The sequence below is a fragment of the Rhodococcus sp. AB351 genome, assembly GCF_049538275.1.
GTDB lineage: Bacteria > Actinomycetota > Actinomycetes > Mycobacteriales > Mycobacteriaceae > Rhodococcus.
This window is the reverse complement of the sequence record NZ_JBMVFW010000008.1, coordinates 91,086-113,602: the sequence shown is the minus strand read 5'-3', so window position 1 is coordinate 113,602 and position 22,517 is coordinate 91,086. Positions and strand designations below refer to the sequence as shown.

The 22,517-nt window shown below is 73.3% G+C and carries 1 protein-coding gene; it reads left to right on the top strand.

Annotated features, from left to right (window positions below):
* The first annotated feature begins 397 nt into the window (after nt 1-397).
* On the top strand, nt 398-22,435 hold the full coding sequence (locus tag ACPCXD_RS17290) for a non-ribosomal peptide synthase/polyketide synthase (RefSeq protein WP_423660486.1): 22,038 nt from the start codon (nt 398-400) through the stop codon (nt 22,433-22,435).
* Nucleotides 22,436-22,517: the final 82 nt, after the last annotated feature.

The window sequence follows — 22,517 nt, the reverse complement described above, 5'->3', positions numbered from 1 at the left end:
CGAGCCCGATCCTGCTTCGACGCCGACCTCATTCGTCACTCCGGTCACGAACAGGGCATTCCTCCCGGCGGTCGGGAAAACGTTATCGAAACGCGACTGATCCCCTGCGCGGGAACGATTTCCGAGGTCACCCGCGGTGCCGTACCGGCCCTGCCGCGGCACGGGCACGGCCTCCGGGGCGCATCGGCCGGTGGTGGTGCGGTCGTCGCCGCAATCCGGTCGTACCGGTCGCACAGGTGGTCTAGCTTGTTGTGTGGTCCCGGTCACACGGGATCACACGATCGAACGGGGGTCCGATCGCGGCGCCGCACGCCCAGCGGCACCGGGGTCGGCCCCTGCACGCGATGTCGGGGGACACACGCCGATCACGGCCAACAACATCGCTTTCGGAGGGGACATGTCGCTGCGACACCGTCGTCCGCAGATACCGGCCGGCGCTTTCCCGCTGTCGTCCGCGCAACGAGCCATCTGGTTCGCGCAGCAGCTCGCGCCCGAGGTACCCGTGTGCATCGCGCAGTATGTGGATCTGCGCGGCGCCCCGGACCTGGATCTGCTGCGACGCTGCGGATATCGCGCCGGCGCCGAGTTCCAGTCCGCCTATCTGCGGGTCGTAGACGTCGACGGCGAACCCGTCCAGTACGTCGACCCCACCGTCGAGGACCGCAACGACATCCCGCTGCTCGACTTCCGCGGCGCACCCGACCCGATGACCGCGGCACACGAGTGGATGACCGCCGACTACGCCACCCCGGTGGACCTGGCGAACGACCTGCTGGTGAACATGACGATCCTGCAGGTCGCCGACGACCGGTTCCTCTGGTACGCCCGCATCCACCACGTCGCCCTCGACGGATTCGCGGCGATGACCATGGTCAACCGCATCGCCGCGCTGTACACCGCCGAGATCGAAGGCCGCGAAGCGGAACCGTCCAAGGCCGCCGACCTGCGCGCCCTGTACGACTGGGACCGCGACTACCGCACCTCCGAGCGCTACCGCACCGACCGCGACTACTGGATCGAACGGGTCGCCGGACTCGAGGACGGCTCGACCCTGGCGCACCGCGACGCCCCCACCGCGGCGGTGTCACTGCTGTCGAGCCACACCCTCCCGGACGAACTCGTCGACGCGCTGACCGCGGTGGACGACGAACCGGGACTGTCGTCGACGGCGGCGGTGATCGCGGCGTTCGCGTGCTATCTGGCGCGGATGACCGGCCGCGACGACGTGATGATCAACCTGCCGGTCTTCGCCCGCACCACCGCGATGGCCCGCCGCTCCGGCGGCATGCTCGTCAACACCGCGCCGCTGCACATCTTCGTCGAACCGGGCGACACCCGCACCGACCTGGTGCGGCGGGTGCAGCTCGAACTCACCGGGGCGCTGCGACACCAGCGGTTCAGCCTCGAGGACATCCGCCGCGAGACCGGCGCCGCCGGCGATCCGTACCGCTATGCCGGGCCGATGGTCAACGTCATGCTGTTCCGGCAGGAGATCGTGCTCGGCGCCATCCGCGGCGAATTCCACATCATGACCTCCGGTCCCGTCGAGGACCTGTTGGTCAACATCTATCAGAGCGGCGACCCGGCCCGGACCTTCCTCGACTTCCGCGGCAACCCCCACCGCTACGACGAGGACGAACTGCGCACCCACCACGACCGGTTCGTCGACCTGCTCGACGACTTCCTGCGCAGCGCCCCCGACCGTATGGTCGCCGCGATCCATCCGGCCAGCGTGACCCTCGGCGAGCAGCGCCGCCGCGCCGCGGCCGCCGCCGGTTTCTGGCGCGAACGCCTCGCCGACGCCCCCGAACGCCTCGAGCTGCCCCGCCCGGTCACCGCCCCCGCCGACGACACCCCCATCGACGCCCAGGACCGCCTGGCGGTCACCGCCGCGGCGCTCGCCGCGCGCTTCGCCACCACCGAGGGCGGCGCCCCCGACGCCACGATCGCCGCGGTGCTGCACGCCGCCACGGCGGCGCTCACCGCCCGGCTGACCGGCCACGACGACGTCCTCGTCGGGGTGGCCCACGACGGGCGGGTGCTGCCGCTGCGCGTCGCGGTGGACCCGGCCGAACCCTTCGCCGAGTTGGTGCGGCGCGTGCGCACCCTCGACGCGGATCTCGCCGCCCACACCGACGTCGACCCGGCCGTGCTCGCCGCCCTCGCCCCCGCCTGCCCGGTGGTGCTCGCCCTCGACGATCCGACCCCCGCCCCCGCGGAGGCGGTGCTGCGCGTGGCGATCGACACCACCGGCACCACCTTGCAGATCCGCACCGGCTACCGGCCCGACCTGGTGGACGCGCACACCGCCACCACCACCGGCCGGCGACTCGGCCGCGCCCTGACCGCGGTGCTCACCGACCCGCACCTGCCCGCGGGGGATCTGCCGTTCGTCGGCGGCGACGAGGTCGCCGGGCTGGTCCCGGCGCACGGCGACCCGGCGCGCTCCGCGCAGACCCTGCCGGAGATCCTGTGCGCGGTCGCCGCGGTGGTGCCGGACACCGAGGCGGTGGTGTGCGAGGACCGGCGCATGACCTACGGCGAACTCGACACCTGGTCCAACCGGCTCGCCCGCGTCCTCATCGACGCCGGGGCCGGACCGGAGACCTTCGTCGCCGTCGGCATCGCCCGCTCCCTCGAATCGGTGGCGGTGATCTGGGCGGTCGCCAAGTCCGGGGCCGCCTTCGTGCCCGTCGACCCGAAGTATCCGGCCGAACGCATCGAGTACATGCTCACCGACTCCGGGGCGATCCTGGGCCTGACCACCGCCGCGCACCGCGACGAGCTGCCCGGCACGGTGCCCTGGCTCGTCCTCGACGATCCGGATCTCGACGCACGGATCGCGCAGGCCGGTGATGAGCCGGTCACCGACGACGACCGGCCGGGCACGCTGCTGTTCGACCATCCCGCCTACCTGATCTACACCTCCGGCTCCACCGGCCGCCCCAAGGGCGTGGTGGTGCCGCACCGCGGCCTGGCGAACCTGTCGGCGACCCTGCACACCCGCCTGGCCCCACCTCCGGCGGCGCGGGTCTCGCACTTCTCCTCGCCGAGCTTCGACGCGTCGATCTTCGAGTACATGACCGCCTTCGGTATCGGTGCGACCCTCGTGGTGGTGCCCGCCCACATCTACGGCGGCGACGAACTGGCGGCGCTGCTGCGCCGCGAACGGGTCACCCACCTGTTCTCCACCCCGGCGGCGCTGGCGTCGGTGGACCCGACCGGCGTCGAATGTGAGGCGGTCACCGTCGCAGGGGAGGCGTGCCCGCCGGAACTGGTGGCGCGCTGGGCACCCGGGCGGCGGATGTACAACGCGTACGGGCCCACCGAGACCACCATCGTCTGCAACATCACCGACATGCTGGTGCCGGGGGAGACCGTCACCATCGGCCACCCGGTGTGCGGCATCGACGAGCTGATCCTCGACGGGCGGCTGCATCCGGTGCCGGTCGGGGTCGCCGGGGAGCTGTACATCGCCGGACCCGGCGTCACGCGTGGTTATCACGACCGGCCCGGCCTGACCGCGACCCGCTTCGTCGCCGACCCCTTCGGCCCGCCCGGCTCCCGCATGTACCGCACCGGCGACGTCACCCGCTGGCGGGTCCGCGACCCGCACCGTCCCGCCCGTTCGGTGACCGTCGAATATCTCGGCCGCTCCGACTTCCAGGTCAAGATCCGCGGGTTCCGCATCGAACTCGGCGAGATCGACGCCGCCCTGAGCGACCGCCCGGAGGTCGCCTTCGCCGTCACCCTCGGCCGCGCCGCACCCTCCGGGGAACAGATGCTCGTGTCCTACGTGCTGCCCGACGCCGGTTGCACCCTCGACCCGGAGCAGCTGTCCGCGGCGCTGGCGGCGCGGTTGCCCGCCCACATGGTGCCCGCCGCGATCATGGTGCTCGACGAGATCCCGCTGACCGCCGTCGGCAAACTCGACCGCAAGGCACTGCCCGAACCGGTCTTCGCCGGTGCCGGCGGGGCGGCGGCGATGTCGCCCACCGAGACCGCGCTGGCCGCGATCTTCGCCGACCAGCTCGGTGTCGCCGAGGTCGGCGCCGACGACAGCTTCTTCGAGCTCGGCGGCAACTCGCTGGTCGCCACCCGGGTGATCTCCCGCATCAACGACGCCTTCGGCACCGATCTGGGGGTGCGGTCGCTGTTCGAGGCCCCCACCGTGCGGGCGCTGGCGGCGAACCTGCCCGCCGGTGACGACGTCGACCGGCCCGCCCCGGCGCCGGTGCTGCCGCGCCCGGACCGCATCCCGGTCTCCGCCGCCCAGCAGCGCCTGTGGTTCGTCGACCAGCTCGACCCGTCCTCGGCCGCCTACAACATCCCGGTCGCGTTGCGGCTGCGCGGCGCCCTCGACCACGCGGCGCTGGTCGCCGCGACCCGCGATGTGCTCGACCGGCACGAGGCGCTGCGCACCGTCTACCCGGCCACCCCGGCCGGGCCGATCCAGCAGGTGCTGCCCGTCGACGCGCTCGCCCTGGACCTGACCCCCACCGCCACCGCCGATCTCGACGCGGACGTCGCCGCGGTGGTCGCGGCCGGTTTCGATGTCACCGTCGACCCGCCGCTGCGGATGCGGCTGTTCCGCGTCGCCGACGACGAGCACGTGCTCGCCGTGGTGGTGCACCACATCGCCGCCGACGGCGCGTCGCTGGCGCCGCTGTCGCGGGATCTGGTCACCGCCTACGCCGCGCGCGCCGTCGGCAGCGCCCCGGACTGGGCGCCGCTGCCGCTGCAGTACGCCGACTACACCCTGTGGTTCGCGGATCTGCTCGGCGACGTCGACGACCCGGCCTCCCGCGCCGCCCGGCAGCTCGAGTACTGGCACGAGATCCTCGCCGGCGCCCCCGATCTGCTGGCGTTGCCCACCGACCGGCCGCGCCCGCCGCAGCAGTCCTTCCGCGGTGCGAGCGTCGACGTCGAGATCGCCCCGGAGCTGTACGGGCGGATCCGGCAGCTCGCCCACGCCCACACCGCCACCGAGTTCATGGTCGTGCACGCCGCCCTCGCGGTGCTGCTCGCCCGCCTGTCCGGCGGCGACGACATCGTCGTCGGCACCCCCGTCGCCGGGCGCAGCCACCGCCACCTCGACGACCTGGTCGGTATGTTCGTCAACACCGTCGCGCTGCGCACCGCGGTGCCCGCCGACCTGTCCTTCGCGGAGTTCCTCGCCGCGGTGCGCGACACCGACCTGGCGGCCTTCGCGCACACCGATCTGCCGTTCGACCGGCTCGTCGACGCCGTGGTGCCGGCCCGCTCGGCGGCCTATTCGCCGCTGTTCCAGGTGATGCTCGCCTTCGCCGACACCACCGGCGCGCACCTGACCCTGCCCGGCCTGGACGTCGACATCGCCGAGATCGACACGCACACCACCAAGTTCGACCTGCACCTGCAGCTCGGGGCGGTCGCCGACAGCGACGGCCGCACCCACGCGCTGCGCGGCGCGCTGTCCTACGCCACCGACCTGTTCGATCCCGCCACCGCCGCCGCGATCGGGCAGCGCCTCGTGCGGCTGCTCGAAACGGTCACCGCCGATCCGGCGGTGCCGGTCGGCGACGTGGATCTGCTCACCGCCGACGAACGCCGCACCGTGCTCGACACGTGGAACGCCACCGCCGCCGACGCCGGTCCCGCCACCACCCTCGGGGAACTGTTCGCCGCGCAGGTCGCCGCGACCCCGCACGCCCCGGCCGTCACCGTCGACGGCCGCACCCTCGGCTACGCCGAATTCGACGCGGTCACCAACCGGCTCGCGCGGCGGTTGCTGCGCGCGGGCGCCGGACCGGACCGGGTGATCGCCCTCGCCGCGCCGCGCTCGCTGGATCTGCTCGTCGGCATGTACGCGATCGTCAAGAGCGGCGCCGCCTATCTGCCGCTCGACCCGGAGCATCCCGCCGAGCGACTGCGCTACGTCCTCGACACCGCCGCGCCGATCGCGGTGCTCACCACCAGCGACGTCGCCGACGCCCTGCCGGACACCGGCGCCGAGGTGCTGCGCATCGACCGGCTCGACCTCGACGACGAATCCCCGGCGGCCCTGACGGCGGCGGATCGGCCGGAGCCGACCGGCGCGCATCTCGCCTACGTGATCTTCACCTCCGGCTCCACCGGCCGCCCCAAGGGCGTGGCGGTGCCGCACGCGGCGATCGTCAACCGGTTGCGCTGGATGCAGCACGCCTATCCGCTGACCGCCGAGGACACGGTGGTGCAGAAGACCCCCGCCACCTTCGATGTGTCGGTGTGGGAGTTCTTCTGGCCGCTGCAGGTCGGGGCGCGCCTCGCCGTCGCCGCCCCGGGCGGGCACCGCGATCCCGGTTATCTGCTGCGGCTGTTCGCCGAGGAGCAGGTCACCGTGGCGCATTTCGTGCCGTCGATGCTCGCGGTGTTCGTCGACGCCCTGCACGGCCGCGACCGGGAGCCGCTCGGGTTGCGGCACGTGTTCGCGTCGGGGGAGGCGCTGCCCGTCGAGACCACCGCCGCGCTGCGCGCGGCGCTGCCGCACACCGCCCTGCACAATCTGTACGGGCCCACCGAGGCCGCGGTGGACGTCACCGCCTGGACCACCACCGACACCGACCACGGATCGGTGCCGATCGGGCTGCCGGTGTGGAACACCCGCACCTACGTGCTCGACGCGCGGCTGCATCCGGTGCCCGCCGGCGCCGCCGGCGAACTGTATCTGGCCGGCATCCAGCTCGCCCGCGGCTATCTCGACCGCCCCGCGCTGAGCGCCGACCGGTTCGTCGCCGATCCGTTCGGGGCGCCGGGGGAGCGGATGTACCGCACCGGGGATCTGGCCACCCGCCGCACCGACGGTGCCCTGATGTACTTGGGGCGCACCGACTTCCAGGTCAAGATCCGTGGTCTGCGCATCGAGCTCGGGGAGATCGAGCAGGTGTTGCGCGCCCGCGACGAGATCGGGCAGGCGGTGGTGCTCGTCCACCACGGCGCCGACGACCGGCTCACCGGCTATCTCGTGCCCACCCCGGGCCGCAGCATCGACACCGCCGCGGTCACCGCCGATCTCGCCGCGCAGCTGCCGGACTACATGGTGCCCGCCGCCCTGATCGTCCTCGACGCGCTGCCGGTCGGCCCCAACGGCAAACTCGACCGCAACGCGCTGCCCGCCCCGCCGGCACCGACCGCCGCCGGTGGCTACCGGGCACCGCGTACCCCCACCGAACAGCTCGTCGCCACCGTCTTCGCCGACCTGCTCGGCGTCGACCGGGTCGGCGCCGACGACCACTTCCTCGACCTCGGCGGCACCTCCCTGCTCGCGATGCGCGCCGCCGCCCGGCTCGCCGCGGACACCGGCGGGGAGCTCGGCATCCGGGAGATCTTCGACCATCCGGTCGTCGCCGATCTCGCCGCGCACCTCGACCAGCCCGACCGCACCGGCGCCGGGCGCGGCGCGCCGGTGGCCGGGCCGCGCCCCGACCCGGTCCCGCTGTCCCCGGCGCAGCAGCGGATGTGGTTCATCAACCAGTTCGACACCACCTCCCCGGCCTACAACATCGCCGTCGCGCTGCGCCTGACCGGCCGGCTCGACCAGGCGGCGCTGCAACACGCCATCGGCGACGTCGTCGCCCGGCACGAGTCGCTGCGCACCCGCTATCCGCTCACCGACGACGGGCCCGTGCAGGTCGTGGTGCCCGCCGGCGCCGCCGTCCCTGGTCTGGCGGTGCTCACCGTCGACGACGGCACCGACCTCGACACCGAGCTCACCCCGATCCTCACGGCCGGCTTCGATGTGGCCACCGAGATCCCCATCCGCATCCGGGTGCTCGCCCTGACCGAGGACGAGCACGTGCTCGTCCTCGTCGCCCACCACATCGCCGCCGACGGTTTCTCCATGGGGCCGCTGGCCCGCGACGTCATCGCCGCCTACAGCGCCCGCCACGCCGGACAGACCCCGCGGTGGACCCCGCTGCCGGTGCAGTACGTCGACTACACCCTCTGGCAGCACCGGGTGCTCGGTGACGACACCGACCCGACCTCGCTGGCCGCCGAACAGCTCCGGTTCTGGCGCGCAGCCCTCGCCGGCGCCCCGGAACTGCTCGAACTGCCGCTGGACCGGCCCCGCCCGGTGCAGCCGTCGCGGCGCGGCGCCCGCATCCCGTTCACCCTCGACGCCGCCGCGCACCGCCGGCTGCTCGACATCGCCCGCGCCCACGACGCGTCGGTGTTCATGCTGGTGCACGCCGCGCTGACGGTGCTGCTCGCCCGCCTGTCGGGCAGCGACGACATCGTCGTCGGCACCCCCGTCGCCGGGCGCGGTCACCGCGCCCTCGACGATCTGGTCGGCATGTTCGTCAACACCGTGGTGCTGCGCGCCCGGGTCGACGACGACGAGCCGTTCACCGCGCTGCTCGACCGCATCCGCACCGGCGACCTGACCGCCTTCGGGCACACCGAGGTGCCGTTCGAGCGGCTCGTCGAGGTCCTCGACCCGCCCCGCTCGACCGCCTACACCCCGCTGTTCCAGGTGCTGCTCGAATTCCAGGACACCGAACGCCCCGAGATCGAACTGCCCGATCTGTCGGTGCGGGTGATCGACCTCGATCCGATGCTGGCGCTGTTCGACCTGCAGCTGTCCATCGCCGAGACCACCGACGCCGACGGCCCCGCCGGCATCCGCGCGTCGTTCACCTACGCCACCGACCTGTTCGACCCCGCCACCGTCGCCTCGTTCGCCGACCGGTTCGTGCGCATCGTCGAGGCGATCACCGCCGCCCCCGACATCGCGGTCGGCAGCATCGACATCGTCACCGACCGGGAACTGGCCGATCTGACCCCGGCGCGGGGCCTGCCGCCGGTCTCCCCGCAGCTGTGGCCGGAACTGCTCACCTCGATCGCCGCGATCCTGCCCGACGCGGTCGCCCTGCGCTTCGCCGACCGGCAGGTCACCTACGCCGAACTCGACGCCTGGTCCACCCGCGTGGCGCGGCTGCTCGTCGACGAGCACCGGATCGGGCCGGAAACGGTGGTCGCGCTGGCGTCGACCCGCTCGGTCGACTCGGTCGCGGTGGTGTGGGCGGTCACCAAGACCGGCGCGGCGTTCGTGCCCGTCGACCCCGCCTACCCGCCGGAGCGGGTGAGCTACATGCTCACCGACAGCGCCGCCGCCCTGGGCATCACCACCGCCGCGCACCGCGACGCACTGCCGGTGCAGGTGCCGTGGCTGGTGCTCGACGACGACGCGGTCGCCGCCCGGATCGCCGCGACGAGCGACGCGCCGATCACCGACGCCGACCGCACCGCTCCGCTGCACTTCGACCACCCGGCCTATCTGATCTACACCTCCGGTTCCACCGGCCGCCCCAAGGGCGTGGTGGTCACCCACCGCGGCATGACCAACCTCAACGCCGAGGTGCGCAGCCACTTCACCATCACCCACCGGGCCCGCGTCTCGCACCTGGCGTCGCCGAGCTTCGACGCGTCGATCTTCGAGTTCACCAAGGCGTTCTGTGCCGGCGCCACCCTGGTGATCGTGCCGCCGGACGTCTACGGCGGCGACGAACTCGCCCGGCTGCTGCGCGAGGAGAAGGTCACCCACGCCTTCATCACCCCCACCGCCCTCGCGTCCCTCGACCCCACCGGGCTCGACGACCTCGAGGTCCTCGTCGTCGCCGGTGAGGCCTGCCCACCGGAGCTGGTGGCGCGCTGGGCGCCGGGACGCCGCATGTTCAACGGTTACGGCCCGTCCGAGGCCACCATCGAGACCAGCGTGAGCCCGCAGCTGCGGCCCGGGCACACCGTCACCATCGGCGGCCCCGCCGTCGGCTTCCACCAGACCGTCCTCGACGACCGGCTGCGGCCCGTCCCCGTCGGGGTGGCGGGTGAGCTGTACATCGCCGGGCCGGGGGTGGCCCGCGGCTATCATCGCCGCCCCGACCTGACCGCCGCCCGGTTCGTCGCCGACCCCTACGGCACCCCCGGTGAACGCATGTACCGCACCGGCGATGTGGTGCGGTGGCGGCACGACGGCACCGTCGAATATCTGGGCCGCTCCGACTTCCAGGTCAAGGTGCGCGGTTTCCGCATCGAACTCGGCGAGATCGACGCCGCCCTCACCGCCCACGACGCGATCGCCTTCGCGCACACCATCGGGCACACCGCACCCAGCGGCGACACGGTGCTCGTGTCCTACGTGCTGCCCGACACCACCGACACCACCGCCGCGCAGATCGATCCGCGGGCGCTGCGCGCCTGGGCCGCGGCGCGGCTGCCCGGCCACATGGTGCCCGCCGCGGTGGTGGTGCTCGACGAGCTGCCGCTGACCCCGGTCGGCAAACTCGACCGCCGCGCCCTGCCGGTGCCGGATCTGACGCGGCTCGGCGGCGACTACCGCGCCCCGAGCACCGATCTCGAGGCCACCGTCGCCGAGATCGTCGCCGAGGTCCTCGGGCACCCGCAGGTCTCCGTCGACGACAACTTCTTCGATCTCGGCGGCAACTCCCTGATCGCCACCCGCGTCGTCGCCCGCCTCAACGCCGCGCTCGGCACCGACGCCGGGGTCCGTGCCCTGTTCGAGGCCCCCACGGTGCGGGCGCTCGCCGCACGGATCCTCGACGATCACGGCGGGCACGGGCGGGTGCCGCTGGTCGCCGCCGAGCGGCCCGAACGGTTACCGCTGTCGCCGGCGCAGCAACGCATGTGGTTCGTCAACCAGTTCGACACCACCTCCGCCGCCTACAACATTCCCCTGGCGATCCGCCTGTCCGGCCGCCTCGACGTCGCGGCGCTCACCGCGGCGGTGCGCGACGTGCTCGACCGGCACGAGAGCCTGCGCACCTGGTATCCCGGCGACGACCAGGGTCCCCGCCAGGTCGTCGTCGACACCGACCGGGTGCTCGGCGCGCTGACCGCCCGGCCGGTCACCGCCGAGGAACTGCCCACCGAGCTCGGCGAGTTCGTCGGTGCCGGTTTCGACGTGGCCGCGGCCGTGCCGGTGCGGCTGCGGCTGTGGCGCCTGGACGAGCACGCCCATGTCCTGGCGGTGGTGGTGCATCACATCGCCGCGGACGGCTCGTCGATGGCGCCGCTGGCCCGCGACCTGATGCTCGCCTACACCGCCCGCACCGGCGGGACGGACCCGGACCGGGCACCGCTGCCGGTGCAGTACGCCGACTACGCCCTGTGGCAGCGCCGGCTGCTCGGCGACCCGGACGACCCGACCTCCCTCGCCGCCGCGCAGCTGCGGTTCTGGCGCGACACCCTCGCCGACGCCCCCGAACTGCTGCCGCTGCCCACCGACCGGCCGCGCCCCACCCAGCGCAGCTTCCACGGCGCCCTGCACCGCTTCACCGTGCCCGCCGACGTGCAGCGGCGCCTCGAGGCGCTGGCCGCCGAGCACGACACCACCGTGTTCATGGCCGCGCACGCGGCGTTCGCGGCGCTGCTGGCCCGCCTGACCGGCACATCCGACATCGTCATCGGCTCCCCGGTCGCCGGTCGCGGCCACCGCGCCCTCGACGACCTGGTCGGCATGTTCGTCAACACCGTGGTGCTGCGCACCCCCGTCGACGGGGCCCTGTCGTTCACCGACCACCTGCACCGCACCCGCGAGATCGACCTCGCCGCCTTCGGGCACACCGAGCTGCCCTTCGAGACCCTCGTCGACGTGCTCGCCCCGGCCCGCGAGACCGACCGGTCCCCGCTGTTCCAGGTGGTCCTCGAATACGGCAACACCGAGCAGGCCCATCTGGTGCTGCCCGAGCTCGAGGTCGACGCCCTCGACCCGGAACTGCCCGTCGCCAAGTTCGACCTGCAACTGACCCTGCAGGACACCGACCCGGCCGGGGTGGGGGAGCCGGGCGGGATGCCGGCGGCGTTCACCTATGCCACCGATCTGTTCGATCCCGACACCGTCGCCTCGTTCGCGCAGCGGCTGGTGCGGTTGCTCGACGCGGTCACCGCCGACCCGCACCGCCCCATCGGCGACGTCGATCTGCTCACCGAGGACGAACGTCCCACCGCCCCCGCTCCGGTGCGCCCGGCCCCAGAGACCCTGCTCGATCTGTACGCCCGCGGCGCCGGATTGGACCCGGCCGCGATCGCGGTCACCGCCCCCGACGGGTCGCTGCGCTACGACGCACTCACCGACCGGGTGCAGCGCCTGGCGCGGCTGCTCGTCGAGCACGGCGCCGGACCGGACCGGCTCGTCGCCGTCGCGTTGCCGCGCGGCACCGACCTGGTCGTCGCGCTGCTCGCCGTGCTGCACAGCGGCGCCGCCTATCTGCCCATCGACGTGGCGTTCCCGCCGGACCGGCTCGCGTACATGTTCGACGACGCGGCCCCGGTGTGCCTGCTCACCACCGCCGACCACGCCACCGCCCTGCCCCCGCACACCCCACCGGTCGTGGACCTGCACGACCCGGCCGTGCGCAGCCGCCTCGACGAGATGCCCGGTGGCGGTGACGGATTGCCGCGCGTGTACCCCGATGCGGCGGCGTACGTCATCTACACCTCCGGGTCCACCGGCCGCCCCAAGGGCGTGATGGTGCCGCACCGCACCGTCGTCACCCTGCTCACCGACACCACCGAGATGTTCGGTGTCGACGCCTCCGATGTGTGGACGTTGTTCCACTCCTACGCCTTCGACTTCTCGGTGTGGGAACTGTGGGGCGCGCTCGCCCACGGTGGCCGGCTCGTCGTCGTCGACTACCACACCGCCCGCAACCCGCAGGAGTTCCTGGCGTTGCTGCGCCGCGAACGGGTCACCGTGCTCAACCAGACCCCGACGGCGTTCTACCAGCTCATCGACGCCGACCGTGCCGCCGGCACCGACCTGCCGGCGCTGCGCCGGGTGATCTTCGGTGGGGAAGCCCTCGACTTCGGGCAGCTCGACCGCTGGTACCGGCGCCACGACGACACCGCCCCGACGCTGGTGAACATGTACGGCATCACCGAGACCACCGTGCACGTCACCGCCCGCACCATCACCCGCGACCTCGCCGCCACCGCCGCGGCGAGCCTGATCGGCCCACCACTTCCGTCGCTGCGCCTGCACATCCTCGACAACCGGCTGCATCCGGTGCCCACCGGGGTGATCGGCGAACTGTACGTCTCCGGCGCCCAGCTCTCCCGCGGCTATCTGCACCGCCCGGATCTGACCGCCACCCGGTTCGTCGCCGATCCGCACGGCGCCCCCGGCGACCGGCTCTACCGCACCGGGGACCTGGCGCGCCGCACCCGCGACGGCGAGATCGAATATCTCGGCCGCGCCGACTTCCAGGTGCAGCTGCGCGGGTTCCGCATCGAACTCGGCGAGATCGAAGCGGCGCTGCTGCGCGCCCCCGGTGTCGGCCGCGCCGTGGTCGTCGTCCACACCGACGACGCCGCCGGCACCGAACGTCTCGTCGGCTACGTGGTGCCCGAGACCGGCCACGATCTCGACGTCGACGTGGTGCTCGAGCATGCCGCCGGGGAACTCGCCGCGTACATGCTGCCGTCCACCCTGGTGGTGCTCGACACGCTGCCGGTCACCGCGACCGGCAAACTCGACCGGCGCGCGCTGCCCGCCCCCGACTTCGCCGCCCGCACCACCGTCTCCCGCGCCCCGGCGCGCGGCCCCGAAACGGTGCTGGTGGAACTGTTCGCCCAGGTCCTCGGCCTGCCGACGGTGGGGGTGGACGATTCGTTCTTCGCCCTCGGCGGCGATTCGATCATGTCCATCCAGCTGGTCTCCCGCGCCAAGGCCGCCGGCCTGGACCTGACCCCACGCGAGGTGTTCGAACACAAGACCCCCGCGGCGCTCGCCGCCGTCGTCGGCACCACCGCCCCCGCCGAGACCCTCGCCGAGCTGCCCGGCGGCGGGGTCGGGGACATGCCGCTACCGCCGATCGCGCACTGGATGCTCGACCGCGGCGGCAGCATCGGCCGCTACTCGCAGGCGCTGCTGCTGCGCCTGCCCACCGGACTGGACGCGACCACGCTGCGGGCGATCGTCACCGCCGTCCTCGACCGGCACGACATGCTGCGCGTGCAACTGCGTCCGGCGCCGGACGCCCCCGGCGGACACGTGCTGCACGTACCCGCCCCGGGCAGCGTCGACGTCGACACCGTCATCCACCGGGTGCCGGTCACCAGCGCCGCCGACAGCGACGACTTCTTCGCCCTGGCCGCCACCGAACTCGACGCCGCCGCCGACCGACTCGACCCGCACAACGGGGCGGTGGTGCAACTGGTGTGGTTCGACGCCACCAGCGGAGCCGGCCGGTTGCTCATCGTCATCCACCATCTCGCCGTCGACGGGGTGTCCTGGCGCATCCTCGTCCCCGACCTGGCCGCCGCGTGGGCGGCCGCTACGACCGGCAGTGCTGCCCTCGCCGGCACCGGTGCGCTGCTGCCCCCGCACACCGGCACCAGCGTGCGCCGCTGGGCCCACGCCCTGCGCGACGCCGCCCCCGAGCGCCGCACCGAACTCGACTTCTGGCGCGGAGTGCTCGACGGACCGAACCCGCCGCTCGGGCACCGGATGTTCGATCCGGTGCGCGACACCAACGCCACCGTCACCACCGTCGCCACCGAACTGCCCATCTCGGTCACCGAGGCGCTGCTCACCGCCGTGCCCACCGCCTTCCACGGCGCCGTCGACCACGGGCTGCTCACCGCGCTCGCCCTGGCGGTGGCGGCGTGGCGCCGCGACCGCGGCCACGACCCGACCTCGCTGCTGCTCAACCTCGAAGGGCACGGCCGCGACAGCACCGCCGCCGCCGGCGCCGACCTGTCCGGCACCGTCGGCTGGTTCACCACCATCCACCCGCTGCGCCTGGACCTGACCGGAATCGACCTCGACGACGCGCTCGCCGCCGGCCCGGCCGCCGGTCGCGCCGTCAAGACCGTCAAGGAACACCTCACTGCCGTCCCCGACCACGGCACCGGCTTCGGGCTGCTGCGCTATCTCGACCCCGACACCGCCGCCGACCTGGCGCACGCGCCGGCCCCGCAGGTCAGCTTCAACTATCTCGGCCGCCCCACCGCCGGGGTCACCGACACCGACACCCCCTGGCTGCCCATCGACGGCTTCCCACGCGGTGGGGCGCAGAGCCCGGACATGCCCGCCGCCGCGGTGCTCGACATCAACGCCGTCACCGCCGACACCCCCACCGGTCCGGTGCTCAAGGTGCACTGGTCGTATCCGGCCGGGCTGCTCGACGACGCCGACGTCACCGCCCTCGCGCACCACTTCGCCACCGCCGCCACCGCATTGACCCGGCACACCCGCAGCCCGCACGCCGGGGGCCTGACCCCCTCGGATCTGCCGCTGGTGCGACTGCACCAGGACGTCATCGAACGCCTCGAGCAGCGCTACGGGCGCCTGGACACCGTGTGGCCGACCGCGCCGCTGCAGACCGGTCTGCTCTTCCACGCCCTGCTCGCCGGGGACCGCCCCGACGCCTACATCGTGCAGCTCGTGCTCGACCTGCGCGGTGAGGTCGACGCGAGCCGGATGCGCCGTTCCCTGCAGCTGCTGCTCGACCGGCATCCGGCGTTGCGCGCGGCGTTCCCCGCCGCCGGGGACGGGCACGTGCAGGTCATCCCCACCCACGTGGAGGTGCCGTTCACCGTCGCCGACACCAGCGACGACCCCGACCCCGACGACGCCGCCGCGCAGCTGCTCGCCCTCGATCGGCGCACCCGCTTCGACACCGAGACCGCGCCGCTGCTGCGCGCGACCGTCGTGCACACCGGCCCGGGCCGGCACCTGCTGGCGTTGACGAATCATCATCTGCTGCTCGACGGCTGGTCCACCCCGGTGCTGATCCGGGAACTGTTGATGCTCTACGCCACCGACGCGGACCAGCGGGCACTGCCGCCGGCACCGCACTACGGCAGCTACCTCACCTGGCTCGCCGACCTTGACCCGCAGGCCTCTCTCGACGCCTACCGCCGCGCCCTCGCGGGGGTGGACGAGCCGACCCTGCTCGCCCCGCAGCACCGGCCCGGCACCACCGCCGGGATCTCCGAGGACCTCGACCTGGACCTGGACACCGGCCTGTCGGTGCGGCTGCACGACACCGCCACCGCCCGCGGCGTCACCGTCAACACCCTGGTGCAGACCGCCTGGGGTGTGGTGCTCGGCGCGCTCACCGGCCGCACCGACGTGGTGTTCGGCGCGACCGTCTCCGGGCGGCCGCCGCAGATCCCCGGCATCGAGGCGATGGTCGGGTTGTTCATCAACACCGTCCCGGTGCGCATCACCGTGCGGCCCGGCGACACCGTCGGCGGGCTCGTCGACCGGGTGCAGGCCGAACAGGTCGCGCTGCTCGATCACCACCATCTCGACCTGGGCACCCTCGACCGGCATCTCGGGGCCGCGGTGCGGTTCGACACCCTCACCGTCTTCGAGTCGTATCCGGTCGAACGCGCCGGCCTCGACCGCGACACCGACCTCGGTGGCATGCGGGTCGCCGACATCACCGGCCGCGACGCCGCGCACTACCCGCTGTCGGTGGTCGTGCACACCGACACCGCGGTGCACCTGCGCATGAAGTACCTGCCGGAGGTCTTCGACCGCGACGCCGTCACCGCGATCGCCACACGCATCACCGCCGTGCTCGACGCCCTGACCGGCGACCCGGCCGCCCCGATCACCGCGCTGCCGGCGCTCACCACCGCCGAGCAGGACGCGCTGCTGCCGGTGCACGGACCGGCCGGGGGCAGCGACGTCGCCCTGCCGCACCTGCTGGCCGCGACCGCCGCCGCACACCCGGATCAGCCGGCGCTGCGCGACGGGGAACGGGTGCTGACCTACCGCGACCTCGACGAACGCTCCACCCGGCTGGCGCGGGTGCTGCTGCGCCACGGCGCCGGCCCGGAAACCTTCGTCGCCGTCGGCATCGCCCGCTCCGTCGAGTCGGTGACCGCGATGTGGGCGATCACCAAGACCGGCGCGGCGTTCGTGCCCGTCGACCCGCGCTATCCGGCCGAACGCGTCGCGTTCATGCTCGACGACTGCGGCGCCACCGTCGGCCTGACCACCACCGCGCACCGCGACCAGCTCCCGGACACGGTGCCGTGGCTGCTGCTCGACGACCTCGACCGCGACGCCGCGGGGGAGAGCACCGCCACGATCGACGACACCGACCGCCCCGTCGCGCTGCGGCTCGATCACCCCGCCTACCTGATCTACACCTCCGGCTCGACCGGCCGGCCCAAGGGTGTGCTCACCACCCACCGCAGCCTGGAGAACTTCGCCCGCGATCAGCGCGGCCGCTTCCACGCCGGTCCCGGCGCGCGGGTCATGCACGTCTCGTCGCCGAGCTTCGACGCGTCGATCTTCGAATACCTCCTCGCGTTCGGATCCGGCGCCGAACTGGTGGTCGTGCCCCCGCACATCGTCGGCGGCGCCGAACTCGGCGCGCTGCTGCGCGAGCAGCGGGTCACCCACGGGTTCATCACCCCCGCCGCGCTCGCCTCCCTCGATCCGGCGGATCTGACCGCCTTCACCGATCTCGCGGTCGGTGGGGAGGCGTGGCCGGCCGATCTGCAGGCCACCTGGGCGCCCGGGCGGCGTCTCGTCGACGCCTACGGACCCACCGAAACGACCATCATGGCCGCGATCAGCGACCCCCTGGGGGTCGACGACCCACTCACACTCGGTGGTCCGCTGCGCGGGGTGCACGCCGTCGTCCTCGACACCGCGCTGCGGCCGGTGCCGTTCGGCGCCGTCGGCGAGCTGTATCTCGCCGGCTGGGGCCTGGCCCGCGGCTATCACGCCCGGCCCGCGCTGACCGCCGCCCGGTTCGTCGCCGACCCCTACGGCGCCCCCGGCGAACGCATGTACCGCACCGGGGATCTGGTGCGCTGGGTCGGTGACCTCGACCGGCGGGATCTGCGCATCGACTATGTCGGGCGCAGCGACTTCCAGATCAAGATCCGCGGCTTCCGCGTCGAACTCGGCGAGATCGACGCCGTGCTCGCCGCCCACCCGGCCGTCGGATTCGCCGCCACCGTCGCGCACCGCGCGCCGAGCGGGGAGACGGTCCTCGTCGCCCACCTGCACCCCGCGCCCGGCGCCGACATCGACCCCGCCGCGGTGAAAACCCATGTCGCCGAGCATCTCCCGGCGCACATGGTGCCCACCGTGGTCAGTGTGCTCGACGAGATCCCGCTGACCCCGGTCGGCAAACTCGACCGCGCCGCCCTGCCGGCACCGGAGCTGACCGCCGGCACCGGCGACCGCCCGGAACCCACCGACCCGCTCGAGTCGCTCGTCGCCGACGAACTCGCCGACGTGCTCGGCCTCGACCGGCTCGGCGTCGACGACAACTTCTTCGACCTCGGCGGCAATTCGCTGCTCGCCACCCGCGCCGTCGCCCGCCTCGGCGACCGGCTCGGCCGACCCGTGCCGGTGCGCGCACTGTTCGAAGCTCCGACCGTGGCCGCGCTCGCCGCGCACCTCGACGACCGACCCGCCCCCGAGAGCGAGGAACCCGCCGCCGGCACCACATCGGGCCCGGTCGCCGCACCGCGCCCCGATCACATCCCGCTCTCCCCGGCGCAGCAGCGACTGTGGTTCATCAATCAGTTCGACCCGACCTCCGCCGCCTACAACATCCCCCTGGCCATCCGGTTGTCCGGGCATCTGTCCCCGGCCGCGCTCGGCGCCGCCCTGCACGATGTGCTGGCCCGGCACGAGAGCCTGCGCACCGTCTACCCGGAGTCGGCGGCCGGACCGCACCAGCGGATCCTCGCCGCCGCCGACGCCCCGCTGCCGCTGGACGTGGTGCCCGCCGGGGAAGACACCGTGCACACCGCCATCGCCGATTTCCTCGGCGACGGCTTCGACGTCACCGTCGACATCCCGGTGCGGGCGCGGGTGTTCTCCTTCGGCCGTGACGACCATCTCGCCGTGCTGGTGGTGCACCACATCGCCGCCGACGGCGGCTCCACCGGTCCGCTCGCCCGCGACCTGATGATCGCCTACGCCGCCCGCAGCCGCGGGGAGACCCCGGCGTTCGGGCCGCTGCCGGTGCAGTACGCCGACTACACCCTGTGGCAGCTCGACCGGCTCGGTGACCCGGACAGCCCCGGCACCCTCGCCGCCGACCAGACCACCTACTGGCAGCAACGCCTCGCGGGGCTGCCGGAGGTGCTGCCGCTGCCCACCGACCGGCCCCGGCCGCCGCAGCAGTCCTTCCGCGGCGACATCACCCGTTTCACCGTCGACGCCGATCTACTCGCCCTGCTGCACCAGCTCGCCGCCGCCCGGCACAGCACCGTGTTCATGACCGTGCACGCGGCGTTCGCGGTGCTGCTCGCGCGACTGTCCGGCAGCGACGACATCGCCGTCGGCTCCCCGATCGCCGGCCGCGGGCACCGCGCCCTCGACGATCTGGTGGGCATGTTCGTCAACACCGTCGTGCTGCGCACCGCGGTACCCGCCGAGCAGTCCTTCACCGACCTGCTCGCCGCCGTCACCGACAGCGACCTCGACGCCTTCGCACACGCGGATCTGCCCTTCGACCGGGTCGTCGACGCCCTCGCCCCGACCCGCTCGACCGCGCATTCGCCGCTGTTCCAGGTCTCCATCGAATTCCACACCGCCGAGCTGCCCGCGGTGGAGCTGCCGCACCTGAGCGTGCAGGGCGTCGCCCTCGACCCGACGGTGTGCAACTTCGACCTCGAACTGCTCGTCGGGGAGAACACCGAGGGTGGTCTCGACGCCGCCTTCGTCTACGCCACCGACCTGTTCGACGCCGAGACGGTGCGCGGCTTCGCCGACCGGTTCGGCCGGCTGCTGCACGCGATCGCCGCCGACCCGCACCGCCCCGTCGGTGATCTCGACCTGCTCACCGCCGCCGAACACACCGCCCTGGTGCCCGCGATCGGACCGCAGGCCGAACCGGCGGTGCTGTGGCCGCAGCTGCTCGACACCGCTGTTGCCGCCGCCCCGGATGCCGTCGCGGTCGTCGACGGCGACCGACAGGTCACCTACCGCGAGCTCGACGCCCGCGCGCACCGGCTCGCGCGGCACCTGCTCGACCGCGGCGCCGGACCCGAACAGGTGATCGCCCTGGCGATCCCGCGCTCGCTCGAGTCGGTCACCGCGGTGTGGGCGACGGTGCGCAGCGGCGCGGCGTTCGTGCCGGTCGACCCCACCTATCCGGCCGACCGCATCGCCTTCATGCTCGACGACAGCGCCGCCCGCATCGGCATCACCGTCGCCGCGCACCGCGACGCACTGCCCGACGAGGTGGACTGGCTCGTCCTCGACGACCTCGACCTGACCGACGGGCCGGTCGCACCCGTCGACGACGCGAACCGGCCGACGGTGCTGCGCCCGGATCATCCGGCCTACCTGATCTACACCTCCGGCTCCACCGGCCGCCCCAAGGGCGTGGCGGTCACCCACCGCGGCCTGGCCTCCCTGGCCCGGGAGGAACGGGAGCGGCTGCAGGTCACCGCCGCGGCCCGGGTGTCGCATCTGGCGTCGCCGAGCTTCGACGCGTCGATCTTCGAGCAGATGATGGCGCTGTGCGCGGCGGCGACGCTGGTGGTCGTGCCGCCGCACGTCTACGGCGGCGACGAGCTCGCCGCGGTGCTGCGTGCGCAGCGGGTCAGCCACGCCTTCATCACCCCCACCGCGTTGGCCTCGCTGGATCCGGACACCGTCCCCGAGCTGCACACCCTGCTCGTCGCCGGCGAGGCACTGCCACCGGAGCTGGTGGCGCGCTGGGCGGCGTCGCGGCGGGTGATCGACGCCTACGGTCCCACCGAGGCGACGATCATGACCTCCCTCGGTGACCCGCTCACCGTCGGTGAGCCCGTCACCATCGGCACCCCCAGCCGCGGCTTCCGCGCGCTGGTCCTCGACGGACGGCTCCAGCCCGTGCCCGTCGGGGTGGCCGGGGAACTGTATGTCGCCGGGCCGGGTCTGGCCCGCGGCTACCACGACCGGCCCGCGCTGACCGCCGCCCGGTTCGTGCCCGACCCCACCGGCTCGGGGGAGCGGATGTACCGCACGGGGGATCTGGTGCGGTGGACCGCCGATCATCGCCTCGACTACGTCGGCCGCACCGACTTCCAGGTCAAGATCCGCGGCTTCCGCGTCGAACTCGGCGAGATCGACGCGGCACTGGCCGCGCACCCGCAGGTGGTCTTCGCCCACACCCTCGGCCACACCGCCCCGTCCGGTCAGGCGGTGCCGGTGTCCTACCTGCGCCTGACCCCGAATGCCGATGTCACCGCCGCCGAGGTGAAAACCTTCATCGCGCAGCATCTTCCGCCGCACATGGTGCCGGCGGTGATCACCGTGCTCGACGACATCCCGCTCACCCCGGCCGGCAAACTCGACCGCGCCGCGCTGCCCGCCCCCGTTTTCACCGCCCCGGCCGGAGACTACCGGGCACCGAGTACCGACCTCGACAAGCTCGTCACCGACCTGTTCGCCGAGCATCTCGGTCTCGACCGGGTCGGGGTCGACGACGACTTCTTCGATCTCGGGGGCACCTCGCTGCTGGCCACCCGGCTGCTGCCGGCACTCGGGGAACGACTCGGGCGGCGGGTGCCGATCGCGTCGATCTTCACGCACCCGACCCCGGCGGAACTCGCCGCGCACCTGAGCAGCGGCGAGTCCGAGGCGAGCAGCGGGATCGACGAGGCGTTCCGGGTGCTCGTGCCGCTGCGCCCCGGCACCGGCACCGCGCTGTTCTGCATCCATCCCGCCGCGGGGCTGGCCTGGCCGTACAGCACCCTCGCGCACCGGCTCGACGACGACCGGCCCGTCTACGGACTGCAGTTGCCGGCGCTGTCCGGTGGTCCGCGGCACGACACCATCACCGCGCTGGCCCGCCACTACGTGCGGGAGATCCGCCGGGTGCAGCCGCACGGCCCGTACCACCTGCTGGGCTGGTCGCTCGGCGGGGTGGTCGCGCACGCCGTCGCCGTCGAACTGCGCCGCGCCGGGGAGATCGTCGACACCCTCGCGCTGCTGGACAGCCACCTGGTGGTCGGGGCGTCCCCGGCCGTCGGCACCCGCGACATGCTGCGCGATCTCGGGCTTCCCGTCGACGACGGCGAGCCGAGCTTCGAGCACGCCGCCGCGGTGCTCGACGAGGCGTTCGGCGGCGGCACCGGATTGACCGCCGCGCACCTCGAACGGTTGCACGCCGGGTCGACCGACACCGCCCGCGCCGCGCGGCGGCACGAACCGGACACCTTCGACGGGGACGCGTTGTTCTTCACCGCGGCCCGCTCGGAGGCCCCGGTTCCGGCGGTGGCGGCCTGGCACAACGTGATCGCCGGGGAGATCCACCAGTACCGGCTCGACTGCGATCACCACGAGATGGTGAGCGCCCGGGCGGTGGAGACGATCATCGCGGTGCTCTCGGCGCGGCTGACCGAGAGCGACGCGGCGCTGCGCCGGTGGGGCCGGATCGAGGTGCAGGCCGCCGGGCGCAACGGGGACCGCCGCAACTGACACCCACGTCATGCACACGGTGCATGATGAATGATGCACATTATGAGTTGGATTAATCCCAGGGGGGTCGCTTCACTGAGGG